Below are 25,047 nucleotides of genomic sequence, written 5' to 3' on the forward strand. Positions count from 1 at the left end.
TTGTCTAACTGGGAGAACAGCCATTTTTTAGGAGTAAACTATGAGCAAGTTTTTGATAGCGGATGATCACCCTTTGTTTCGTGAAGCATTAAAAGGAGCGCTACAGAACGCTTTTAGTGAACTGACGGTATTTGAGTCTGATAATTTTAAATCTACTCTTGAAATTTTAGATAAAGAAGATGATCTTGATATCTTGTTATTAGATTTACATATGCCAGGTAATGATGATTTATATGGCTTAATTAGGATCCGTGAAGAGCATCCTGACCTGCCTATTGCTGTGATATCTGGTAGTGAAGAGATCAATGTTGTATCTAAAGTGATGGCCTATGGCGCTTTGGGCTTTATTCCAAAATCATCTTCATCAGTTGAAATTGCAGCGGCTATTAATGAAGTTTTAGCAGGTGAAACTTGGTTACCAGAGTCAATGAAAGATAAGGTTAACGGGTTATCTCATGATGAAGTTGAAGTAGCAGTACAAGTCGCATCTCTCACTCCACAACAATATAAAGTACTGAGTTATTTACATGAAGGCTTGCTTAATAAACAGATTGCATATGAATTAAATATTTCAGAAGCAACAGTTAAAGCACATATAACGGCAATATTCAGAAAACTAGGTGTTTATAACCGCACACAAGCTGTATTGATTGCAGCTAAACTACAGCTTGAGTCACCTGTTGAAGCGTAAAAAAAATAGAAAGTGTGACGATAACAAATCCCCAAAGTTATTGGGAATTTTTTATGCCATGTCACTTTAAAGTACCTACTTTATTTGAAGACAACAGTCTTATTTCCATTGACAAATAATCTATGTTCACTGGCTAATTGCAAAGCTTTACAGAACACGGTTTTCTCGACATCTCTACCTAATTTAGCTAAAGATTCAGCATCATCATCATGGGTGACATGAATCACATCTTGCATAATAATAGGGCCTTCATCTAACTCGTCAGTAACGTAATGAGCAGTAGCACCTATCATTTTAACACCGCGCTCGTAGGCTTGCTGATAGGGTTTGGCGCCAATAAAGGCAGGCAAAAAAGAGTGATGTATATTAATGACTTTCCCGCTAAAACGTTTTACAAAATCACTGCTTAAAATGCGCATGTATTTTGCTAAACCAATTAAATCAGGTTGATAATGTTCAATTTGTGTTGCAACTGCTTCATCGTGTTCTGCTCGAGTCAGGCCTTGATGACTAATGAAGTGATACGGTACATTAAACCCTTTAACAAGGGGGTTGAGTGTTTCATAATTTGAGATAACGGCAACAACTTCGATATTTAATGCATCTTCAAAGTACTTTAATAAAACGCCGCCTAAGCAATGGGCTTCTTTAGTTGCTAATAAAACGACACGGATTTTTTCTTGGCCAATTAGCTCAAGATTACAATCACTTGGTAATTGTGCTTTTAATTCTTCAAGGAAGTTAATTTTAGTGAAATCACCTTGAAGTTCGGTGCGCATAAAAAATCTTTCATTGATATTATCAACAAATTCATTATTTTTTATGATATTTAATTTATGTTCATAACAAAGTCCAGTGATTTTAGCGATTAAGCCTTTTTCATCTGGGCAGTCTATTAGTAATACTTTTTTCATCTCATTCCCCTTTTATGTTCAAGTAAAAAGTAGATTACTCGAATCAAATAGCCCATCATTATTTGACAAAGGAGACAAGATTGGAAGTGTTTATTTGATAAAATTTAAATTCAGTGTGGCAGTGCCTTTTTTAAAATATCAGTTTAACCTTTTAGTTATCCTCAATTAATATGCGATATTTCTCTGCTAGCTATGACTGTGATATCGATTAGTTTAGAAGCTTTGATTTGGCGCAATACTTAGGTATGCTATTGGTAGTCGTATACGAATAATAAAAATAAAATAGGCAAGTTATGACGCTCATGTTCATTTGTGCAGCTATTGGTACATCAATACTTAATCTAGATACATTAGTACATCAAAAAGATGCTGATAAATTATCAGTAACGCAATTGGGGAGCGATAAACACGCAAGTGAGTTTTTAATTTCTATAGCAGATCAAGTGCCCCTGCATATACACAAACATCACACTGAAATTATTTATATTTTAGAAGGCGCAGGTGATATGACAGTCAATGATAAATTGGTCAAAATTAAAAAAGGTGATTATATTCGAGTACCTGAAAATACGCCTCATGGTGTTAAAGTCACCTCAGCTAAGCCACTAAAAGTACTCTCAGTGCAAACTCCAGAATACAAAGGTATAGATAAGCATTTCGTTAACTAAATTATGCATAAAAGGTTTTATGATGGAAAAAACATCACGTATCAATAGTATTATTATCGGTTGTGCATTAATAATAGGGTTAATAGGCTTAGGTTTATCGATTAAAAGTGGATTATTGTCATTTAAATCCATGGAGCGTTCAGTTGTAGTCAAAGGCTTGGCTGAACTTGAAGTGAGTGCTGATACTGCTATCTGGCCAATGAAATTTACTGATGCTGGGAATGATTTAGCTAAGTTAATGCAAACAGTGCAAAAAAATAATCAAAGTGTTATTGCGTTTTTAAAATTACATGGCTTTGACGATAGTGAAATAACAATAGGTACCCAAGTGGTGCATGATAAGCTTGCAACTGAATATGCTACTAATCAACAATTTAAGTATCGCTATACCGTTGAATCCTCTTTATCAGTTTATACTCATTTACCTGATAAAGTACTCAATGCAAGCGCTAAACTCAGTGAGTTGGCAAAACAAAATATCGTTATGCTAAGGCAAGATTATAATAACAGATTGGAGTTTTTATTTACCAAGCTTAATGATATCAAACCAAAAATGGTGCAAACCGCAACTAAAAATGCCAGAGAAGTGGCTTTGAAATTTGCCAAAGATTCAGATTCAAAGCTTGGTAAAATTAAATCAGCGAGACAAGGTCAGTTTAGTATTTCTGACAGGGATTCCAATACGTCTCATATTAAAAAAGTACGTATTGTTTCTACAGTTGAATACTATTTATCAGATTAATATGAATTAAATATAGTGTTAGGTTCAAAGGTAAGCAATGATACACATTACGAATGGTGATAATGCCAATCGCTATCTGAAGCAAGTAGGTATCGAAGGTCAATTTCAAGCTTGGCAAGATGTATTGCATCATGGCCCAATAACAGCTGAAACTAATTTAAATAAAATTACTGAATATCGAAGCCAATTTTTAGCTGAGTTTTTTTGTATTGCTTTATCTGATATTAAGGCTAAGTTCAATAAAAGAGATCAAGCACTGTTAAGTTTAGCGCCTGAAGATGAAGTGGTCTTATGGTTAACGCCTGAATTATTTGATTGTTTGATTGGTTTACAGTTTCTAGCCTGGTTTAACAGCTCTCATTTGCGAAAGAAAAACTTAAAAGTGATCATGGTACCAGATCATTTACCGCCAAAAGAGCACGATTCAGAGCATATTCAACGCTATTTTCAGACTCGCTTTACGCCAGCTCCTGCTTTTTATAAACTCGCCAATCAAGTTTGGCAGGCACTGATTTTACCATCAGATCAGCGAAGTATTGCGCTAAAAAAATGTTTAGCATTAGAGTTTAAATATTGGCCAAGCCTAAAGCTTGCTATTACACGCTTTTTAGAAGAAACGCCGTCTGCACCTGAGCTTTCACGAACACAGTGGCAAATATTGGATATATTACTCATAAAACCTTTATCGCTAGCTCAGCTATTTGGAGAAAATCAACAGTTAGAAGAGATCCCTTTTATGGGGGATTTAAGTTTCTGGTGTACTTTAGAAATGATGCGAGAGTTAGTGGATATTGATACTCAAGAGTGTATTTTACATCAAGAGCGGATGTTTTATCATTTACATCAAGTTTCTTTATCCGAGCAAGGTATGAAAGTAATTACAGGCGATGGCTATTTAACTTAAATTTGGCATAACCCACTTGGGTGTTCAAACTAACTCATAAATATTTAACTTGGTAGGATATAGGGTGTTATCGGCATACTCTATTACTTTAAACAAATATTAAACACACATTTATATGATCGTTTTGAATAGAGAAATAAAAAAGGGCCTAGAGGCCCTTTTTAGTCATTGATTTTATTTATTTTGAAGCAACGTATTGATCTACAAAGTCTTCAAGTACGTTAAGCGGTAAAGGACCATTTTTTAGTACAACATCATGGAATTCACGAATATCGAATTTGTTACCTAGTTTATCTTTAGCTGCTTGACGCAATTCTAAAATCTTTAGCATACCTATTTTATAAGCGGTTGCTTGTGAAGGCATTACAACGTGACGCTCAACCATTTTAATACCGTCAGAAGTGGCATTTGGTGTATTATTTACGTAGTAATCAATACCTTCTTGGCGAGTCCATTTCATTGCGTGAATACCCGTATCAACCACTAAGCGACATGCGCGCCATAATTCCATTGATAAACGACCAAAATCTGAATATGGGTCTTGATATAACCCCATCTCTTTTGGTACTAACTCTGAATATAAACCCCAACCTTCAATATAAGCTGTGTATCCGCCAAATTTACGGAATTTAGGCACATCTTCAAGCTCTTGTGCAATTGCAATTTGCATGTGATGCCCAGGAATACCTTCATGATAAGCTAAAGCTTCCATTTGGTAAGTTGGCATCGCTTCCATATCGTAAAGATTTGCGTAATAAACACCTGGGCGAGAGCCATCAGGCGCAGGTTGTTGATAAAAGGCTTTACCAGCTGCTTTTTCACGGAATGCTTCAACCGCTTTTACTTTTAAATCAGCTTTAGGTTTTACAATAAATAATTCATCTAAACGAAGTTTCATATTGTCGATAAGTGCAACAGCTTCGTCTAGGTATTCTTGTTTACCTTCTTTTGTATCTGGCTTATAAAACTGCTTATCCGTTTTCATAAACTGCATAAATGCTTTTAAGTCACCTTTAAAACCTACCTTTTCTTTAATTTCACGCATTTCATTATGAATACGTGCCACTTCGCTTAGCCCTGTTTTATGAATTTGCTCAGCAGTTAAATTTGTTGTTGTGGTACGTGCTAATGCATTATTATAAAAAGCTTTACCATTAGGAAATTTCCATGCGCCATCATCATTATTAGCGCGTAACTCTAGAGTTTTAAGGTAAGAAATTAATTGCTGATATGCAGGTTCAATTGATGATTTTAAGCTTTTAATTGCTTGTGAGATTAACGCATTTTTTTCGCTTTGTTCAATTTCAAGTTTATTCACTTTACGTGTGAAGTCAGCTAGTAAAGTTGAATCATCGCCTGATTCAAATGGTGCACCTTGAATGATATTTTTGCTTGATTCAATTACATGCGGAAAAACAAATTTAGGTGCAATGATACCTTTTTGTGCTCTTATCTCTAGATCTTTTTGTAGTTGAGAAAAAACTTCTTTTACACCATTTAAGCGAGAGATATAGGCTTTTGCTTCTGAAACATCAGCAATTTGATGTTGGTTGATTAAAAATGCAGGCACCATAGAGTGTGTACCATGCATTTGATTTACGGGATAGTTATGATAACGCCACTTGAAATCAGCAATTGTATCTTCAAGATTTTGTTTCATTAAGTTGTAGCTAACTTTCGTGCCATCATCAAGCGCTGCGTAGTTCATCGTTTTTAATGTTACTAAATCTTTTTTAGTTAAAGCTAAATCTTCTAGTGCACGTGCTTCAGAGCCGTCATCCCATTTGTCATAATCTTTTTTAATGCCCATGTAAGTTTGGTAAATTGGGCTACGCATCACATCACGGTTGAAAGTTTCTTCAAAAAATGCATTTGCTTTTTCAGATTCAGTTTGTGTGTTTTTAACAATTTCATTCACTGCATCAGACGTATTTGTTGTTTGAGTATGTTGACAACCCGTTAATAGAAGAGTACTAATTGCTGTTGCAATAAGTGTTTGTTTAATCATTGTTTTTACCTTTATTTCAAGAGTATTTTTATGGGTAGTATATATAGATTCAATTTAAAACTCAGTATAATTTTGTAACGAATTTTTACTTATTTCATGAGAGTCACTGAACCTGTTTTATAGGTTGAGTATATCAATTGTTGTATTTTTCAATATTTGTAATTGTTATCATCTTTTAGACGAATAATTCTAGCAAATCATTTAAATATCTGTGACCTTTTGCGGTGACTTGCCATTGCTGTGCGTTATTTTTAGATAATGATTGTAAAATTAAGCCTTGTTCAGAGGCTTTGATAAAAGACTGTTCAACAAAGTTTATTGCTAAGCCAGTATAATCACTAAACTCACTTTGATCGAAAGGTTCAAATAAACGTAATCTATTCATAAAAAATTCAAATGGTAAATCGTCTAATTTTACTTGCCAGCAATTAAATAAATAGCTTTTAGCTTGCTCTGTTTCGCTTGGTGCCATATAACCTTTTGGGTGCTTTATTTTAACAGTACGTACAATTTTATTTTGAATCGGCAAAGTGATTTTACCGTGAGCACCACATCCTATACCTAAATAGTCACCAAAACGCCAATAATTTAAATTATGCTGACATTGATTATCGGGTAGGCTATAGCCTGATATTTCATACTGCTGATAACCCGCATTAGTTAAAATATCATGGCCTTGTTCTTGGATATCCCACAACGCTTCATCTTCAGGTAATTTGGGTGGACGAGAGTGAAACTGGGTATTTTCTTCTATGGTTAATTGATACCAAGAGATATGTTTTGGTTTTAAAGCAATTACCTTTTGCAAATCGTCTAATGCATCTTCTAAACTCTGACCTGGTAAGCCATGCATTAAATCTAAATTGAAACTGTTTAAACCCGCATTTCGTGCTTGTTCAGCAGCTTTAACTGCTTCATCGGCATCATGAATACGGCCAAGGGCTTTAAGTTTATCGTTTTGCATGCTTTGAATGCCAATTGAGATACGGTTAATACCAATATTAACATAGCCTTTAAAGCGACCAGATTCGATTGTGCCTGGATTGGCTTCTAATGTGATTTCTATATTATCTTCAAAAGGGATCATGGCTTTGATGCCTTTTATTAATTTACCAATAGCAGCCTCAGTTAATAAACTAGGTGTGCCACCGCCTATAAAAATAGACTTTAAGTTTCGCCCTTGTACGTAATGCAAATCTTGCTTTAAATCATTGAGTAAATCTTGGATATAATCAGTTTCGGGAATAATGCCTTTTTGACTGTGACTGTTAAAATCACAATAAGGACATTTTTGCACACACCAAGGAATGTGAACATATAGGCTAAGTGCAGGTAATTTCATGATTATGCTGGCAACTTATTTTGTAATAAAACCGCTAGCTGTTTTAAAGCTTTGCCACGATGACTTAAAGCATTTTTTGTTATTTTATCTAACTGAGCTGAAGTTGTTTGTTTTTCAGGCACATAAAAAATAGGGTCGTAACCAAACCCATTTTCTCCATTTGGCTGCGTTGTAATTTTTCCTTCCCAAAAGCCTTGGCAAATAAGTGGAGTAGGGTCATCAGCATGGCGCATTAATACTAATACACAGCAAAATCTTGCGGTGCGTTTTTCTTCAGGCACTTTTTTAAGTTCAGCTAATAGTTTTAATAAATTATCTTTGTCACTGGCATTACTGCCTGCAAAACGCGCTGAGTAAATTCCTGGTGCACCATTGAGTGCATCAACTTCTAACCCCGAGTCATCTGCTATAACAGGTAAGCCAGTTATTTTGGCAGCATGACGAGCCTTAATAATTGCATTTTCAACAAATGTAGTACCTGTTTCAGCAACTTCAGAGACATTAAATTCACTTTGAGGTACAACTTCAATTTTTAAAGAACTCAGCATATCGCTTAATTCTTTTACTTTATTTAAGTTACCAGTTGCTAGTACTAATTTATTCATGAAAATGCTTACACTTTTATAGGGGATTAGGTGGATCATACTGAGGCAATCCTCAAAAAGCTATTTAAAATAACTTTACCAATAACAATCCAACAGCGATATAAATTGCTAACTCTATACTCGCTATGCCAATATTATCTTGCTGATCGACTTCTGACTCGGTATTTATTTTTGGTAAAGCTAATCGAATAGCTAAAGCACTTAAAAACTGCTGCAAAATTATTAAGATACCACACTGCAGCGCGACGATGAGTAAGTTTTCAACCATTTTACCTGGAAAGTATGTTGCACTTGCCAATCCTGCATAAATTGCTAAACATGCACCAAGTGTTTGTCCGCCATATCGCAATCCCAGAGAAATATTTTCGAATTTAAATTGATTTTGTAATGAACTTCCTTGATTTGCTTTACTAAAAGCATATTCTTGCCAACGACTATTTAAATACATAAATACTTGAAGCAAGATAAAGGTGACGGCTAATATCAATAAACCATCTAAGCTTTGGGCATGTGACCAATTATATAGACCTAAAACAAGAATACCATTGCCTATCATGACTCCAGATTCAACTAAAGCAGCACATATATTTTTATGCTGAATCTCTTTTTCTTCGTTAAAATCTTTTAAAATAAAATGAGCATGAATATTCTTACCGATATGAATATAAGCAAAAGCAAATAACATAAGTAGAATGCCATATAATGTATCGGCTCTAATATCTGTAAAACTCAGGTTTTTAAATAAAAATCCTGTCACAACTAATACTGTAAATAGTGTTGAGGCATAGCTTATACCCATAGCAAAGTTATCTTTTTGGGCTAGCTCCTTACGTAAACCATTAGGTGACTTATTTTTCATTATTGTACGAACAATTAAAATAACCAGTAAAGCAAGAATAAAAGAGCTGCTAAGCGCGATAAAGGCTTGATTTGAAAGAGTGATATAATCCATAGTGTTACGCTATAGTGATTGAATCAACAGATTTTATATGAATTTTTTGGAGAAATATATGTCGATTAACTTATCTGAAGTTTTGTATGAATTAGGTATTAAAAGGTTTATAGAAATATATCCTGCGCAAGTTAATGACAATATAACTTCTGATTGTGAAAACTATGCCTTAGTGAAATTATTAGCATTAAGTGATTTTGCTTATGAAGTGCTATTAAAATCTCCAGAGTTAGGTGTTTGGTTATTAAATGAAAAAGAAATAAAAATTACACAAATAAAACCTGCGTTAACACGTGAACAAATCAATAATGAATCAGATAAACAGAGTTTTAAATCTTTAAGAGATTATAGAAATCGCTATTGGTTAAAGGTGGCTTTTTTAGATTTAATAATGAAAAATCCAATAGAAGAGAGTATTCGCTATATTTCAAAGTTATCTGACTCTTTGATACATAATGCTTATTTATGGGCATATGAACAAGTTGCTAAAATTAATGGCAAACCTTTAAATAAAAATGGTGATGCTATGCCTATGTTGATTTTAGGGATGGGCAAGTTAGGTGGCTTTGAATTGAATTATTCATCTGATATTGATTTGATTTTTAGTTATCCTGAGTATTGTGAAACCCAAGGTGGTAGACGCAATATTGAAGCACAAGTTTTTTTTACTAAGGTGTCACAAAAGTTAATCGCAGCTTTAAATCAAATAACCCCAGATGGTCAGGTATTTCGCGTTGATATGCGACTAAGACCTTTTGGCGACAGTGGGCCTTTAGTCATCAGTTTTAGTGCGATGGAAGATTATTATCAAGAGCAAGGTCGAGACTGGGAGCGTTATGCCATGCTTAAAGGTCGACTGATTCAAGGTGATGAATTAGAGGCTGTAACCAATTCTGAAGCGCGCTATAGAAGTGAATTTTATACTTTATTGAAACCTTTTGTTTATCGCAGGTACATAGATTTTTCAGTCGTTGAGTCTCTTCGTAAAATGAAAGCTATGATAGCGCAAGAAGTGAGGCGCAAAGGTTTAAAAGGAAATATAAAACTCGGTTCTGGTGGTATTCGTGAAGCTGAATTTGTTGTTCAGGCTTTTCAAATGATCAGAGGTGGCAGGGATGTCAATTTACAAACTCAATCTTTACTTAAAGCGCTTGAACAACTGGTTGAATTAGGCGCACTAGAATTTGAAAACGCAAAAAAATTAAAACAAGGATATTTATATTTAAGAAAAGTAGAGCAATATCTGCAAATTTTTAATAATGAACAAACACAAACTTTGCCATTTGAAGATATAAACCAGCAAAGACTCACGGATTTATTAAATAAAACTAACTATGAAGAAGTGCTTGATGAAGTTTCAAATATCATGGCACAAATCCATGATGAATTTGATTTGATGGTGGGCACCGAAAAAGAAGTAGTAGATGATGATTCTATTTTATATGAAACTTTATGGACTAATTCAGATTTTAGTTTATTAGATAAAGTTCATTTTTCAGATGAAGAGCTCACTCTCTGGGAAAGAGAGTTAGTAGAATTTAAGCTGCAATTAGTTAAAATTAAAATTGGGAGTCGTGGACGAGATATCCTTGATAAGTTAATGCCAAAATTACTTGAGCAACTCATTTTAGCAAGTAAGGAACAACCATTAGATGTCAGTGTTTTTTGTATGGTCAATCAGGTGCTTTTAAAAGTAGTATCAAGAACTGCTTATTTAGAGCTATTGTTTGAAAATCAAGGTACATTAAAACAGTTAATTTTATTGTGTAGTCATAGCAAATGGATTGGTGAGCAAATTGCACGTTATCCAATTCTATTGGATGAGTTGATAGATCCAGCCATTTTATACCACCCCTTAAGTTTAAATGCTTATAAAGATGAAATTCGCCAATATTTTTTACGAATAGACAGTCAAGACCTAGAGCAACAGATGGAAGCATTAAGGCAATTTAAACAGGCTTATCAATTAAGAATTGCAGCGGCTGATGCTACTGGAATTCTAGATATTACCAATGTGAGTAATCACTTAACTGCACTTTCTGAAGCAATTGTAGAGCAAAGTGTATTGATTGCTTGGCAACAAATGGTAGATCGCTTTGGTTATCCGAAAAATGCAACAGATGAGCATAAAGGGTTTTCCGTTATCGCGTATGGTAAAGCGGGAGGTATTGAATTAGGTTATGGTTCTGATCTTGATTTAGTATTTCTACATAACTGTCTAGGCAATACTTTAACCAACGGCGCAAAACAAATCGATTCTCGTCAATTTTATTTAAAACTCGCTCAAAGGATAATGCACTTATTCAATACTCGTACCGGATCTGGTATTTTATATGAATTAGATACCAGATTAAGACCTGAAGGTGCCTCTGGATTATTAGCGATTAATATAGAAACCTTTGCTGATTACCAATTAAATGAAGCATGGACATGGGAACACCAAGCCTTGGTAAGATCGCGAATGATATTTGGGCAAGCGTCTTTGTTAAAAAGATTTTATGAAATTCGAAAACAAGTATTAAGCCTCAGTCGTGATAAAAGTGATTTAAAAGTAGAAGTCGCAAAAATGCGAGAAAAAATGCGAAGTCATTTAGCTAAAGGCAATAATGAATTATTTGATTTAAAACAAGATAAAGGCGGTATGGCAGATATTGAGTTTATTGCACAATATCTGGTATTGGCAAATAGTGATACTCAAGAAAAAATAATGTTATATCCTGATAATATTCGTATCTTTAAAACAGCAAGTAAGCTAGGTTTAATTTCAACTGAGCAGGGGAGAAAGCTAATTAAAGCATATTGTGATTATAGAGATCAGTATCATTTATTAAGTTTGCGTCAACAAGATAAGTTAGTAAGTAAAGGTGACATTCAACAACATAAACAAAACGTTTATCAAGCGTGGCAAGATATTATAGGATAATAACAAACCTGCTAAGGATACTGTATGGTGTGAAAGAAAGGGGGGCGCAGACTGAAAAAGGATAATTATTTACAGGCTCTTTCTGGTTGCAGAAAGTTACTTTTCAATCATGTAATACAAGTATCCCATATCACAGGCGGTTTTTACATCGTTGCTCTAATACAATTTTTTCTAACAAATTCCGGGGGGGTTTCTGTGATCACTACAGCACGATGTTTATAACAAAAAAAACTTTTAACATCAAATTCAAAATCATTATCAATGGCTGTACCAACTTGATATAAAGTTGAAACAAAATTACTTTCAACTCTGAAATTATGTTTCACTTTATAGTCTTTATTTAAATACCAATAAAGAGCAATACCTTCATCTTTAGCATATTGATTCATTATTGATTTTAATGTTTTTCCTGTTTCAAAACGTCTACTTTGCACTGTACCTTTCCATTTAGGACTGGAGGGTTTGACTATTTCAGCACGTTGTTGCAATGCTGTAGTTAACTTTGTTGTTGGTACTTTTATGTTTTGAACAAATTCGCTACCAGATGTCTTATTATCTAAAGATCTGCGAATTGAAGCATAAAAGTTAGATAAGCCATCGGCAGCAGCATTTGATTGACTTTTTTTACTAGGTGTATAAATAGGGCCATCAGCCAATAGAAAATAAGCCGCTGCAGCGATTAGTACAATTGCTAATGATAAATGTTTAAACCAAAACCACATAATATGAACCGACTCTATAAAGTTATTAACTATATTAACATTTTTTTGATGTCAATCAATTCTTTGTAGAGTCTGTAGTTTTGTAATTGTTACTAGGAAGTGTTTATTTATAGACTGAAGGGGCATCTTTATCTGGACGGGTTTTAAAGCGTCTATGTAGCCACATATATTGTTCTGATGCATTATTTACTGCGTATTCAATATGTTGGTTTACTCGAGTTAAATCTTCAGTTTCATTACCTACAGGAAAATTTTCAAACATAGGCGTAATTTCAATATCGTATTTACCTTCAGCTGTACGTTTACTGCTGAAACCAACTGTTTCACAGTTTTTACTTGAAGCAAAAAGCGTGGTGCCAGTGGTGGTTCCGGTTTGGCTCATTGCAAAGAAGGGTACAAATTCACAGCGTTTTCTACCATAATCTTGATCAGGCAGATAATAGCATAGTTTTTGTTTACTAAGCGCTTTGAGTAGGCCTTTAACATCTTTTTTACCAATTAAATACTCGTTTGAACGTAAGCGTCCTTTTGTCATAAAGTATTCAAGTAAAGTGTTATTATGTGGACGATAAAAACCAACACCATTTTGTGTTTCACCCATCATACGACCTGCCATTTCAAGGTGTAGCATATGTGGTACTAACATGAGCACGCCTTTTCCTGACGCTTGGATATTTTCTATATGATGAAAGCCTTTTATTTCACCCTGGTGGCGTTTTACACGCCACTGTGGCCACCACCATGACATGCCTGATTCAAATATAGCTATGCCAGTATTTTCCATATTTTTAACGACTAATTGGCTTTGTTGCTCTTTTGGCATATCTGGAAAACACAATTGAATATTGCGTTCAGCGATATGTCTGCGTTTTTTAAAATATTTATACAGTAGGCGACCTATACCTTTACCCATGACTATTTGTAATTTAAATGGCAGCCAAGATATGAGGTATAAAATAGTTGTACCAATCCAAGTTAGCCAAAACTTAGGATGTAAGAATAATAATTTAAATTTAGGGTCGTTTACCACAAAGCAACTCAAAGTTAGGTAATAATAAAGGTAAGATTATAAGCGAGGTAGGTAGTTTATTGAAAGTAATTTATTGAAAGTAAAGGAGAGCGAATGAGCTCTCCTTAGTGATATAACTTAGTTTAATCCGCGATTGATCGCTTCAATGTCAGTTTTATTTAGTGTACCAGCAGCTTGTTTTAAGCTTAATGTTGATACAACATAACGATAACGAACAGCAGATAAATTACGTTTAGCATCAAATAAGTTTCGGGTACTTAATAAAACATCAACGATAGTACGCGTACCTACTTCAAAACCAGCTTCTGTTGCTTGTAATGCACTTTGTGCTGACACTACAGCTTGCTCTAGTGCTTTGTATGTTGCGATATCTGAAACAACTTGGTTGTAAGAAGTACGTACATTACGTGTAACAGAGCGGTGAGTTGCTTCTAAATCTTCACTGCTTGCAACATAATTAGATCTTGCTATGTCAACACCTGCTTGGATTCCACCGCCAGCATAAATAGGTGCAGTTAAACTTACACCTAATGTTGTTGAGTCTTTTGGTGCTCTTATTCCATCAGCATTTGCAGGCCTACTATCCCAGCTTTCAGAATAACTACCATTAAGTGATAAGGTTGGTAAGTGACCAGCTTTAGCTCTTTCTATTCTTACTTTGGCCACTTCAACAGATAGCTTTGAGATTTGTAGCTCTAAGTTTCTTTCTTCAGCTGTTTTAATAAAATCTTCACTGTTATTTGTTGGTGAAACAGTGGAGAATCTTGTGGTATTAAGAGGATTTAATTTTGAATGATATTTACCTGTAATTTCACGTAATTGCTCTCTAGATGTTTCAACGTCATTTTTTGCAACAATTTCACGAGCTACTGCGTTATCAAATTGCGCCTGAGCTTCGTGTACATCAGTGATTGCTGTTAAGCCCACTGCAAATCTTTGTTTAGTTTGTTCTAATTGACGTTCTATGGCGCGTTTTTCAGCTTGAACAAACTCTAAATCATCCATATTACCTAATACATCAAAGTAGGCGTTAGATACACGAACAATCAATGTTTGCTGAGCTAAATCATAGCTAGTTTTAGATTGAAGCGCTTCTTTTTCTGCAATCGATAAACTTTTCCAGTTACTAAAATCAAATAAAGATTGGCTTAATGTTAGCTTCCCGCCAAATGAATGTGATTTATCATAACCTGTTGAGAAAGATAAGTTTGGTAATAAACTGCTCATAGCGCTATCAATATTATATGCATCTCTATCAGCATTTGCTTTGGCTTTTAAAACTGTAGGATCATTTGCCGTTGCAATTTCAAATACTTGAAGTAAATCTTCGGCGAAACTATTGCTTGCAGTAAAGCTACAGCTTAAACCGATTAAGGCCGATAATATTTTTTTATTCATTTTTTGTATCATGTGAGTGGCGTCCGTTATCAATTATTCTTTATTTAATTGCAGAGATGTTAAACTGTTTTTACGCGAACAGAAAAAACTAATACGTAAAATAAGGTGTTCAAGTGTAACAGAATATATTTAATTTTCTGGAACAAGGGTACACTTATATGAATTAATGCAGTAGCTATTTAGGTTTATATATGAACAATATTTCAATTTTCAAGAGCAAAGACATCGATCTTATTGAAAAAGAAGCAGTATATAACGGTTTTTTTAAAATAGAACGTTATGGGTTTCGTCATAAATTATTTGCTGGTGGTTATTCCGATATTGTTTACCGTGAAATCTTAGAACGAGGTCATGCAGTTGCGGTATTACCTTATGATGTTAAAACTGATAGTGTTTTACTCATTGAGCAAGTTCGCATTGGCGCATTAGATCCCGCTTTAGATAAATCACCTTGGTTATTAGAATGCATAGCGGGAATGGCTGATGGCTCCGATGATTATCAACAAGTTGCAATAAAAGAAGCGAAAGAAGAAGCAGGATTAGATCTTGATAATTTAACTTTTATGATGTCTTACTTATCAAGTCCTGGAGGTACTACTGAGCGTTTATATCTTTACCTCGCACAAACTGATTTAAGCCGAGCATGTGGTCTATTTGGTTTAGAGCATGAAGGTGAAGATATTAAAGTGCATGTTATGCCTAGAACCCAGGCGATGGAATATCTTGAAAAAGGCATAATTGATAACGCTGCAACCGTGATTAGTTTACAATGGTTAGCATTAAATTTAGATAAGTTTAAATCATGACTCATTTAGTGAAATCTGAAAAATACATCCCTAATTTACCAGCTTTTATGACGGTATGTGAGCAAAATTATTTTAGAGCTATGAAATTAATGCCAAAAACAGAAACTGTTGGCGATACGAATGTGATTGATGTTGAAAAGTTTTGTTACCAATTAGAGATCACTGCTACTTCTAGATTTACAACGGATATCATATTTAAACAAATCAGTAGCAATGTTATTGGTTTTATCAATCCCAAATTATTAGTACGTGTATACCACGATGCCCGAATGGCTGAAGTGATCAGCCCTGATTATTTAAAGCGCATTAAACCTTCAAATAAATACCCAAATCCGTTAATGCACCAAAAAGATGAAAAATATCAAGTGAATGCTTTTTTATTAGATTGGCTAGATCATTGTATTACTCATGGGCGAGCTAACTGTTTATGGGATGTGAACCATGGCTTGGTTTGATGACTGTTACCAAATAGATAAACCAAATATCACAATTGCGCATTTTACAGATTGTCATTTGTTTGCTCAAAACAGTGGTGAGTATTTTGATGTAAATACATCTCAAGCATTAAAAGACTCACTCAAAGATATAAAAAGTAAAAAACCTGATTTAGCGATTTTTGGTGGAGATTTAACACAAGACCATACAATAAAGTCTTATGAAAAATTTGTTGCTTTAATTCAAAAGGCAGCTCTCGATTTTCCGGTATTTTGGTTGCCAGGTAATCATGATGAAATTGCATTATTTGAGAAGGCATTTAAAAATCAAAATAATTTACTGAACCATAAATGTATTGATACTGTTCACTTTCAAATATTATTACTTAATAGTAAAAGCGAAACACCTTCTGGTTTTATTGATGAAATTGAATTAACACAAATCAAAAAATTGATAAATAAGAGTGAAAAGCCAAGCATAATTTTTGCACACCACCATCCATTATCAGTTGAAGGCTACATAGATAAGCATATATTGACTAATGGTGAACATTTACTTGCTCAATTGAGTAATACAGATAAATTGGCTTTATTTGTTCATGGCCATGTTCATAATGAATATCAAAAAAATTATTTAGGTATAGATATTTGTGCGACACCGGCAACATCAATTCAATTTAAAAAAAGAACAACTGATTGGCAACAAGAAAATTTAGGGCCTGGTTATAGGTTGATTAATATTAATGAGCTAGGTGAATTTAATACTCAAGTTATTTGGGTGAAAAGTAGTGACTAAACCACGTGTTATTTATGTGCATGGCTTTAATAGCTCACCTGAATCATTTAAAGCAAAGCAATTTGGTCAATATCTTAAACAAACGTTTAATGATAGGGTAGAATACTTAGTTCCATGTTTAAATCATGAACCTTTAGTGACTGTAATTACTTTAGAGTCGTTGATTAATGATAAAACGGTATTAATTGGTAGCTCTTTAGGTGGTTTTTTTGCGACTTATTTATCGCAAAAATTTGGTGTTAAGGCAGTTTTAGTTAATCCTGCGGTAATGCCTTTTAATTTAATGAAAACGTATTTAGGTGAGCAATATAATCCTTATCAAGATTATCACTATGAACTTGAGAGAAGGCACATTTCTGAATTAAAAAAAATATTTATACCTAAACTTAAGAAGCCTAAGTTAGTTTATTTATTACAACAAACGGGTGATGAGGTTTTAAATTATCAAGATGCTGTTACATATTATACTAATGGCAAACAAAAAATTGAATTTGGTGGAGATCATAGCTTTATAAAGTTTGAGCGTTACTTTGAAAGTATTGCTAATTTTTTTAAAATAGCTTAAAAATAAAACCATTAATCAGACATTAATAATAAGTAAGAATATAGCCATTATGAGTGAACAAGATTATAACGCCGGGTCAATTGAAGTATTAAATGGCCTAGATCCAGTAAAACACAGACCAGGTATGTATACCGATACCACACGACCAAACCATTTAGGTCAAGAGGTTATTGATAATAGTGTCGATGAAGCACTAGCAGGACATGCAAGTAAAATTGATGTTATTTTACATACTGATAATTCTTTGGAAATTGTGGATGACGGTCGAGGCATGCCTACTGATATTCATCCAGAAGAGGGCATTCCTGCTGTAGAGCTTATATTTGTAAAATTACATGCCGGTGGTAAATTCTCTAATAAAAACTATCAATTTTCAGGTGGGTTACACGGTGTTGGTATTTCGGTTGTAAATGCTTTGTCTACTCGTGTTGAAGTAACTGTAAAACGTGAAGGCAATGAATATAAAATGGCCTTTGAAAATGGTGATAAAGTTGAAAACTTATCAATCACAGGTACTGTTGGTAAAAGAAATACAGGTACCAGTGTCCAATTTTGGCCTGATCCAAAGTATTTTGATTCTGCAAACTTCTCGGTTTTAAAACTTACTCATTTATTAAAAGCTAAAGCGGTTTTATGCCCAGGTTTGAAAATTCGTTTTATAAATAAGCAAACCAAAGAAACACTTGAATGGGAATATGCTGCAGGTTTAGAAGATTATTTAAAAGAAGCAATAAAAGGGTACGACTGTTTACCAGAACACCCATTTATAGGTAATTTTAATAGCAAAACTGAAGGGGCTGAATGGGCTGTTGTTTGGTTACCAGATGGCGGTGAAGGCATCGCTGAAAGTTATGTGAATCTGATCCCGACAATACAAGGTGGTACCCATGTAAATGGTTTACGCCAAGGCTTATTAGAAGCGATGCGAGAGTTTTGTGAGTTTAGAAACCTTTTACCTCGCGGTGTAAAGCTGACACCTGATGATATTTGGGATAAATGTCAATATATCCTATCGGTAAAAATGCAAGACCCACAATTTGCTGGACAAACTAAAGAAAAACTTTCATCTCGTGTCTGTGCTGCATTTGTAGCGGGCGTAGTAAAAGATGGATTTAGCTTATGGCTAAATGAACATACAGATAAAGCTGATTTACTTGCCGAATTATGTATATCAAATGCACAAAAACGTATGCGAGCAGCAAAAAAAGTTGTGCGTAAAAAAATCACATCAGGACCTGCATTACCAGGTAAATTAACTGACTGTGCGTCAAATGATGGCGAGCTTACTGAGTTATTTTTGGTGGAAGGTGATTCAGCTGGAGGTTCAGCTAAACAAGCGAGAGATCGTGAGTTTCAAGCTATCATGCCGCTTCGTGGTAAAATACTCAATACTTGGGAAGTTGACTCAGGGCAGATACTCGCTTCCGAAGAAGTACATAATATATCGATTGCAATAGGTATGGACCCCGATTCTATTGATTTATCTCAATTACGCTACGGAAAAATATGCATCTTAGCGGATGCTGATTCTGATGGCCTTCATATTGCAACTTTATTATGTGCTTTGTTTATGATGCACTTTAGAGTTCTGTTAGAAAAAGGCCATATTTATGTTGCGATGCCACCGCTATACCGCATTGATATTGGTAAAGATGTTTATTATGCGCTTGATGAAGATGAAAAAGATGGCATATTAGATCGTATCGCAGCAGAAAAAAAACGCGGTAAAGTAAATGTACAGCGATTCAAAGGTTTGGGTGAAATGAACCCGCTACAATTGAGAGAAACAACCATGGATCCTAATACCCGCCGTTTAGTACAACTTACTTTAGACGATGAAGGAAATACCATAGAATTGATGGATATGTTGTTAGCTAAAAAACGTGCCAGTGATAGAAAGCAATGGCTTGAATCTAGTGGCGATCGTGCAGAAATATAAATTTGCTGCGCAACTTTATTAAAGGCCACTGCGTGGCACTTTGTGTTTTAGTACTCAGAATAAAAAAGTTAAAGAGAATAAATAACAATGACTGATGCAACAGAGTTAAGTTTGCAGGGCATAGAACAACAATCAATGGCGCGCTTTACCGAAGACGCTTATCTTAATTATTCCATGTATGTGATTATGGATCGTGCATTGCCGCATATTGGTGATGGCCTAAAACCAGTTCAACGTCGTATTGTATATGCGATGAGTGAACTAGGTTTATCTGCTGCGGCAAAATATAAAAAATCAGCACGTACCGTAGGTGATGTTTTAGGTAAATTCCATCCTCATGGTGATAGTGCCTGTTATGAAGCTATGGTATTGATGGCACAGCCATTCTCTTACCGTTACCCGCTAGTTGATGGTCAAGGAAACTGGGGTGCGCCAGATGATCCTAAATCATTTGCTGCAATGCGTTATACCGAAGCACGTTTATCTAAATTTTCAGAAGTATTACTTAAAGAATTAGGCCAAGGTACAGTTGATTGGATACCAAACTTTGATGGCACCATGAAAGAGCCTGTGGTTTTACCTGCACGTTTACCACATATTTTACTCAACGGTATTACGGGTATTGCTGTTGGTATGGCAACTGATATTCCACCTCATAATGTCAGAGAAGTAGCGCAAGCCTGTTGCTTATTATTAGATAAACCAAAAACTGAACTTGATGATATTTTAGAGCTCGTTCAAGCACCTGATTACCCAACTGATGCAGAAATCATCACGTCAAAAGCAGATCTTCGTAAAATTTACCAAACAGGTAAAGGTTCGGTAAAAATGCGGGCGGTTTATGAAGAAGAATATGGTGATATTGTGATCACGGCTTTACCTCATCAATGTTCTGGCGGTAAAATTTTAGAGCAAATAGCAGCTCAAATGTTAGCTAAAAAGCTGCCTATGGTTGCAGATTTACGTGATGAATCAGATCACGAAAATCCAACGCGTATTGTTATTATGTTGCGTTCAAATCGCGTTAAAGTAGAACCCTTAATGTCGCATTTATTTGCTTCAACCGATCTAGAAAAAAGCTACCGTGTTAATTTAAACATGTTAGGTTTAAATGGTCGTCCCCAAGTTAAAGATTTAAAAACTATTTTAGCAGAATGGTTAGTATTTAGACGTGAAACAGTACGTAGAAAATTACAATATCGTTTAGATAAAGTATTAGCGCGCTTACATATTTTAGAAGCTTTATTGGTTGCTTTTTTAAATATTGATGAAGTCATTGAGATTATTCGTACTGAAGATAAACCTAAGCTAGTGTTAATGGCACGTTTTGATCTGACGGATATTCAAGCAGAAGCAATTTTAGAATTAAAGTTACGTCATCTTGCTAAATTAGAAGAATTTAAAATAACCGGGGAGCAAGACGAGTTAGCAAAAGAACGTGATAAGTTAGAACTCACATTAGGTTCAGAACGTCGCATGTCTACTTTGATTAAAAAAGAAATCATTGAAGCGGCAGAGCTTTATGGTGATGATAGACGTTCACCTGTTGTAAAGCGCACAGAAGCAAAAGCTTTAAGCGAAAAAGATTTGATCCCTTCAGAATCGGTTACCGTTGTATTATCAAATAAAGGCTGGGCACGTTGTGCCAAGGGTCATGATATTGATGCTGTTGGATTAAGTTATCGTTCTGGTGATGAATATCGCGCATCAGCGAAAGGACGTAGTAATCAACCTGCAATATTCTTAGATTCATCTGGACGTGCATACACTTTAGATGCGCATGGTTTGCCTTCTGCGCGTAGCCAAGGTGAGCCATTAACAGGACGTTTTAATTTAACATCTGGTGTTAATTTTGAGCATGTATTGATGGCTGAAAATGAAAGCATGTTCTTAATGGCTTCTGATGGCGGTTATGGCTTTGTAACTTCTTTTACAGACTTGGTCAGTAAAAATAAAAGTGGTAAAGCGCTTGTTAGTGTTCCTGAAGCTGCATTATTGATGACACCAATCAAGGTTAATGATATTGCGACAGACATGTGTTTAGCGATTTCTAATGAAGGACGCATGTTACTATTCCCATTGCGAGATTTACCTAAGCTTGGTAAAGGTAAGGGAAATAAAATTATTTCCATACCTACAGCTAGAGTAAAAACCCGAGAAGAATTTGTAAAAGTACTTGCTATCGTACCACCAAATAGCCATGTTACTTTACTCGCAGGTAAACGAAAACTCACACTTAAACCGAGTGATTTAGAATATTATTATGGCGATCGTGGTCGTAGAGGTAATAAACTCCCTCGCGGTTTACAGAGAGTAAACTCCGTTGAAATAGAACAAATTCAGTTACAAAGTCTTGAACCTGAAGATAAATAAAATCTAGTTATAAATCGATTAATAAATTATAAACCCCGCAAGGGGTTTTTATTTGCTTATAGGTTGGTAATACCAACAGTGTTCAATATGTGTCATTACGCACTAATTAGAGTGGATATGTATGATCTAAAGCGTACACTTGTAAGCTAAAGCATGCTTTTTTTGTTAAATAGGGTATACTGCCCGCGAATATTTTATTTGTATTTATGGTGAGGATTTTCATTTGTTAGCTGTTGTTCGTTTATTATTAATTGCTTTATTTATATTAATAAGTGGGTTACTGGGATTATTGATGTGCATTATCATCCCTTTTCATCCAAACCATGTTAATCGTTGTGCAACTTGGTATAGTCAAATTGCTAAATTATTAGGTGTTAAAGTTAAAATCATTAATGCGCCTAATGCGACTGACAAAAACTCTGTAGTTTATGTTGCTAATCATCAAAATAGCTATGATATTTTTACTATCACAGGCGCAGTACCACGTAGAACCGTTAGCATAGGTAAAAAAAGCCTAAAGTGGATCCCATTTTTTGGTCAATTATATTGGCTATCAGGTAATATTTTAATTGATCGTAAAAATAGAACCAAAGCTGCAGGTACAATTGATAAAGCCGCAAATAAAATAAAGCAAAAGAAGTTATCTGTATGGATGTTTGCTGAAGGTACTAGAAGCTACGGCAGAGGTTTATTACCTTTAAAAACAGGTGCTTTCCATACTGCATTACGAGCAGATGTACCTGTAGTACCAGTATGTATGAGCACCACACATAAAAAGATAAACTTGAACCGCTGGAATAACGGCACAATATATATTGAATTTCTTGAGCCTGTTATTTTAAATACAGAGTCAAGTGTGCGCACGCAAGCGAATCAAGTTCATGCTATTATGGATAGTAAGATTAAACAGTTAGATACTTTGTAAAAAACTAACCGTAAATAAATTGTATATAAAAGAGTAAAATAAATGGAAAACTGGCGTGAAATAAGTGAAGACATTGTAGATTCATTATTAGAAGATGGTTCTGATCCTGAAGTACTTTATGAAGTTGAGCACCATTTTGTATGTGATGACTTTAAACGTCTAGAATTAGCAGCATTAGAAGCTTTTAAATTTGGTTATGATGTTGAAGATCCCGCTGAACTTGAGCTTGAAGAAGGCGGAAAAGTTTGGGGTTTTGATATTGTTGTTGAAGCTGAGCTAAATGTCGATGTGATAATGGAAGATGTTGATAAGTTGTCTGTATTAGCCAAAGAAATGAATGTGGAATATGATGGTTGGGGAACTTACTTTCAAGAGTAATACCAATTCCATTAAAGTTGAGCAACAGCCGTAGTTGCTCAATCACCTTTACTCTCCCTATTAAAATGAACAGTCAAATCTAATACTCAATTCTTATTTAAAGTATAAATACTAGACAATACATCCTCTAAATGTTAAGTTTAAGTTAATTTTTATGTGTTTAATTTGCTAACTCACTAAAACAAACTCTAATAGAAGTTATTTTATTTATGCTTAAAGCCTTATCTATATCTGAATTACGTCCAGGGATGTTTGTAAAAAATGTAAGTAAACAAAAGAAAAAGATAAAAATTAAAACCCATGGATGGGTGCGTAGCCAAAGTTTAATAGATCAACTCAAAAATGAAGGTATCCTTGAGGTTATTGTCGATTTCGCGCAATCTGAAATTGAAGAAGAAAATCAAATTGAAAATAAAACGCCTGAAGTTATCGAAAAAGAAAATAAAACTCAAAATATAACGCCAAAAGTCACCAAAGAAGAACCTTCTTCGGTCGATCAAAAAATAAAAAGAAAGCAAGTTGAGGAAGAGATTACTTTAGAAAACGAATTTTCAAAAGCCTGCATCGCTTATGATCAAGGGTTAAATAAAGTTAGAACTATGTATCAAGATATAGCTGCGGGTATGCAAGTTAATGTCAATATACTTCATGATGTTGCCAATGACATTATCGACTCCGTATTTAGAAATGAGGATGCGATGGCTGTTTTAACACGGTTAAGAGATAAAAATGCCTATGCATGGCGTCATACTATTAATACCGCCATTCTTATTTCTGTTTTTGGTCGTTATTTAAAGTATTCTAAAAAATCGGTATTTCAATTGGCTATGGGAGCATTATTACATGATATAGGGCAAGCTAGAGTGCCACAAGGCATCATTAACAAACTTGGAAAATTAACAGAGCTTGAAACAAAAGCTATGACAAAACATGTTGAGCAGGGGTTTAACTTATGCAAAGGGGAAAAAGGCGTCACTCCCGTTATGTTAGATATGATCATTAATCATCACGAAAGGTTAGATGGTAGTGGTTACCCTAGAGGTATTAACGAGGATAAATTAAGTAAAACTGCACGTATGATGGCGATTGTTGATACCTATGATGCAATGACAGCTGATCGTGTATTTAAACAAGGTTTAGAGCCTATTAGTGTATTAAAGCATTTATTAGGTCAAAAAGATAAGTATGATCCCGTATTAGTACAACAGTTTATAAAGTGTATCGGTGTTCATCCGGTAGGCTCAATAGTTAAATTGACATCGGACAGACTGGCCATTGTGCTTGAAGGTAATAAAAACAATCCTATCAGACCAAAAGTGAAAGTGTTTTATAATACCAAGCATAAGCACTATATAACAAGTAAAGACATTCATTTGGAGATTGAAGATACTTCTTTAAAAATAGTGTCAGGTATTAAACCACAAGATCATCAAATAAATTTGAGTCGCCTTTTGAAAGAGCAGTTGATTGCTTAACAACCTTATTAACTTTTTTACTTGTAGAAAATATAATAGGTAAAGAGAAAATAGCTGTTAAATGCGAACCAATCATTAATAGCCAACATAAAGTACCTAAAGCACAGCCTAAACTTATTGAAAATGCAGCTAAAGAAAAACAAGCAAAGGCGATACCGATAAACCAATATCGTGTCATCCGATTATCATGATCTAATAATTCTCTTGTAGCATAATAAATACTTTTCTTAAAAGTATGAACAGCGACTAAACTGCTACTTATGGCAAACAATAAAATGAAAATATCCATGACTGAGCTTCCTTTTATCTTTGAATGAAAGTTGAGTTTTAATAATAGCATGCCAAATCGAAAATGCAAATGATAATTGTTATCATTTGTTTAATCGGCTCAAGTATAGATTTTTACCTGTTTTTTATAAACTTAACTCTCAAACTCAGCAGTTTTAGGTGAAATTAA

The 25,047-nt window shown here is 34.5% G+C and carries 23 protein-coding genes; 14 read left to right on the top strand and 9 right to left on the bottom strand.

Annotated features, from left to right (window positions below):
* Window positions 1-40 precede the first annotated feature (40 nt).
* A complete protein-coding gene (locus CJF42_RS16815) occupies window positions 41-691 on the top strand; it encodes a response regulator transcription factor (RefSeq protein ID WP_095367802.1) in 651 nt (216 codons plus the stop codon).
* 80 nt (window positions 692-771) lie between these two features.
* Here CJF42_RS16815 and purU read toward each other — a convergent pair whose 3' ends face one another.
* On the bottom strand, window positions 772-1,605 hold the full coding sequence (gene purU / locus CJF42_RS16820) for a formyltetrahydrofolate deformylase (RefSeq protein WP_095367803.1): 834 nt from the start codon (window positions 1,603-1,605) through the stop codon (window positions 772-774).
* 293 nt (window positions 1,606-1,898) lie between these two features.
* Here purU and CJF42_RS16825 point away from each other — a divergent pair, with 293 nt between their 5' ends.
* Genes CJF42_RS16825 through CJF42_RS16835 form a run of 3 tightly spaced genes read left to right on the top strand, consistent with a single transcriptional unit; the run spans window position 1,899 to window position 3,919 of the window.
* On the top strand, window positions 1,899-2,273 hold the full coding sequence (locus CJF42_RS16825) for a cupin domain-containing protein (protein WP_095367804.1): 375 nt from the start codon (window positions 1,899-1,901) through the stop codon (window positions 2,271-2,273).
* A gap of 22 nt (window positions 2,274-2,295) precedes the next feature.
* Window positions 2,296-3,015, top strand: coding sequence for an SIMPL domain-containing protein (locus tag CJF42_RS16830; RefSeq protein ID WP_095367805.1), 720 nt, complete (start codon window positions 2,296-2,298; stop codon window positions 3,013-3,015).
* A 37-nt stretch (window positions 3,016-3,052) separates the two neighbouring features.
* A complete protein-coding gene (locus tag CJF42_RS16835; RefSeq protein WP_095367806.1) occupies window positions 3,053-3,919 on the top strand; it encodes a DUF1835 domain-containing protein in 867 nt (288 codons plus the stop codon).
* A 178-nt stretch (window positions 3,920-4,097) separates the two neighbouring features.
* On the opposite strand, the gene CJF42_RS16840 is transcribed toward CJF42_RS16835, so the two are convergent.
* From CJF42_RS16840 to CJF42_RS16855, 4 genes are all read right to left on the bottom strand, one after another.
* A complete protein-coding gene (locus tag CJF42_RS16840) occupies window positions 4,098-5,927 on the bottom strand; it encodes a DUF885 domain-containing protein (RefSeq protein WP_095367807.1) in 1,830 nt (609 codons plus the stop codon).
* A gap of 175 nt (window positions 5,928-6,102) precedes the next feature.
* Window positions 6,103-7,269, bottom strand: a complete 1,167-nt coding sequence (gene hemW, locus CJF42_RS16845; protein ID WP_095367808.1) for a radical SAM family heme chaperone HemW — start codon at window positions 7,267-7,269, stop codon at window positions 6,103-6,105.
* A 2-nt stretch (window positions 7,270-7,271) separates the two neighbouring features.
* Window positions 7,272-7,874: an XTP/dITP diphosphatase gene (locus CJF42_RS16850; RefSeq protein WP_095367809.1), complete on the bottom strand. Its 603-nt coding sequence runs from the start codon at window positions 7,872-7,874 to the stop codon at window positions 7,272-7,274.
* Window positions 7,875-7,938: 64 nt separating this feature from the next.
* Window positions 7,939-8,826: a DUF350 domain-containing protein gene (locus tag CJF42_RS16855; protein ID WP_095367810.1), complete on the bottom strand. Its 888-nt coding sequence runs from the start codon at window positions 8,824-8,826 to the stop codon at window positions 7,939-7,941.
* A gap of 58 nt (window positions 8,827-8,884) precedes the next feature.
* Between CJF42_RS16855 and glnE the strand changes: the two genes are divergently transcribed.
* Entirely contained in the window at window positions 8,885-11,749 is a 2,865-nt protein-coding gene (gene glnE, locus CJF42_RS16860) for a bifunctional [glutamate--ammonia ligase]-adenylyl-L-tyrosine phosphorylase/[glutamate--ammonia-ligase] adenylyltransferase (protein ID WP_095367811.1), read from the top strand.
* Window positions 11,750-11,892: 143 nt separating this feature from the next.
* On the opposite strand, the gene CJF42_RS16865 is transcribed toward glnE, so the two are convergent.
* The 3 genes from CJF42_RS16865 to tolC form a co-directional block, all read right to left on the bottom strand.
* Window positions 11,893-12,471, bottom strand: coding sequence for a TcpQ domain-containing protein (locus tag CJF42_RS16865; protein ID WP_095367812.1), 579 nt, complete (start codon window positions 12,469-12,471; stop codon window positions 11,893-11,895).
* Window positions 12,472-12,574: 103 nt separating this feature from the next.
* Window positions 12,575-13,501: an LpxL/LpxP family Kdo(2)-lipid IV(A) lauroyl/palmitoleoyl acyltransferase gene (lpxL, locus tag CJF42_RS16870; protein ID WP_095367813.1), complete on the bottom strand. Its 927-nt coding sequence runs from the start codon at window positions 13,499-13,501 to the stop codon at window positions 12,575-12,577.
* A gap of 117 nt (window positions 13,502-13,618) precedes the next feature.
* Window positions 13,619-14,899, bottom strand: coding sequence for an outer membrane channel protein TolC (tolC, locus tag CJF42_RS16875; RefSeq protein ID WP_095367824.1), 1,281 nt, complete (start codon window positions 14,897-14,899; stop codon window positions 13,619-13,621).
* Window positions 14,900-15,090: 191 nt separating this feature from the next.
* On the opposite strand from tolC, the gene CJF42_RS16880 reads away from it, so the two are divergent.
* The 9 genes from CJF42_RS16880 (at window position 15,091) to CJF42_RS16920 (ending at window position 24,590) form a co-directional block, all read left to right on the top strand.
* Entirely contained in the window at window positions 15,091-15,705 is a 615-nt protein-coding gene (locus CJF42_RS16880) for an NUDIX domain-containing protein (RefSeq protein ID WP_095367814.1), read from the top strand.
* Window positions 15,702-16,160: a DUF1249 domain-containing protein gene (locus CJF42_RS16885; RefSeq protein ID WP_095367815.1), complete on the top strand. Its 459-nt coding sequence runs from the start codon at window positions 15,702-15,704 to the stop codon at window positions 16,158-16,160. Before CJF42_RS16880 ends, CJF42_RS16885 begins: the two co-directional genes overlap by 4 nt.
* A complete protein-coding gene (locus CJF42_RS16890) occupies window positions 16,147-16,935 on the top strand; it encodes a metallophosphoesterase (protein WP_095367816.1) in 789 nt (262 codons plus the stop codon). The genes CJF42_RS16885 and CJF42_RS16890 overlap by 14 nt, the downstream gene beginning before the upstream one ends.
* Entirely contained in the window at window positions 16,928-17,500 is a 573-nt protein-coding gene (locus CJF42_RS16895) for a YqiA/YcfP family alpha/beta fold hydrolase (RefSeq protein ID WP_095367817.1), read from the top strand. Before CJF42_RS16890 ends, CJF42_RS16895 begins: the two co-directional genes overlap by 8 nt.
* A 49-nt stretch (window positions 17,501-17,549) precedes the next feature.
* A complete protein-coding gene (parE, locus tag CJF42_RS16900; RefSeq protein ID WP_095367818.1) occupies window positions 17,550-19,439 on the top strand; it encodes a DNA topoisomerase IV subunit B in 1,890 nt (629 codons plus the stop codon).
* Between the two features lie 87 nt (window positions 19,440-19,526).
* Window positions 19,527-21,812, top strand: coding sequence for a DNA topoisomerase IV subunit A (gene parC / locus CJF42_RS16905; RefSeq protein ID WP_095367819.1), 2,286 nt, complete (start codon window positions 19,527-19,529; stop codon window positions 21,810-21,812).
* Window positions 21,813-22,035: 223 nt separating this feature from the next.
* Window positions 22,036-22,737, top strand: a complete 702-nt coding sequence (locus CJF42_RS16910; protein ID WP_095367820.1) for a 1-acylglycerol-3-phosphate O-acyltransferase — start codon at window positions 22,036-22,038, stop codon at window positions 22,735-22,737.
* Window positions 22,738-22,779: 42 nt separating this feature from the next.
* On the top strand, window positions 22,780-23,115 hold the full coding sequence (gene rraB / locus CJF42_RS16915; protein WP_095367821.1) for a ribonuclease E inhibitor RraB: 336 nt from the start codon (window positions 22,780-22,782) through the stop codon (window positions 23,113-23,115).
* Window positions 23,116-23,324: 209 nt separating this feature from the next.
* Complete coding sequence (locus tag CJF42_RS16920) at window positions 23,325-24,590, top strand: cyclic di-GMP phosphodiesterase (protein WP_095367822.1); 1,266 nt, start codon at window positions 23,325-23,327, stop codon at window positions 24,588-24,590.
* Here CJF42_RS16920 and CJF42_RS16925 read toward each other — a convergent pair.
* Window positions 24,529-24,879, bottom strand: a complete 351-nt coding sequence (locus CJF42_RS16925) for a hypothetical protein (RefSeq protein ID WP_095367823.1) — start codon at window positions 24,877-24,879, stop codon at window positions 24,529-24,531. The genes CJF42_RS16920 and CJF42_RS16925 overlap by 62 nt on opposite strands.
* Window positions 24,880-25,047: the final 168 nt, after the last annotated feature.

This window comes from Pseudoalteromonas sp. NBT06-2 (genome assembly GCF_002276045.1).
In the GTDB taxonomy this organism is placed as follows: domain Bacteria; phylum Pseudomonadota; class Gammaproteobacteria; order Enterobacterales; family Alteromonadaceae; genus Pseudoalteromonas.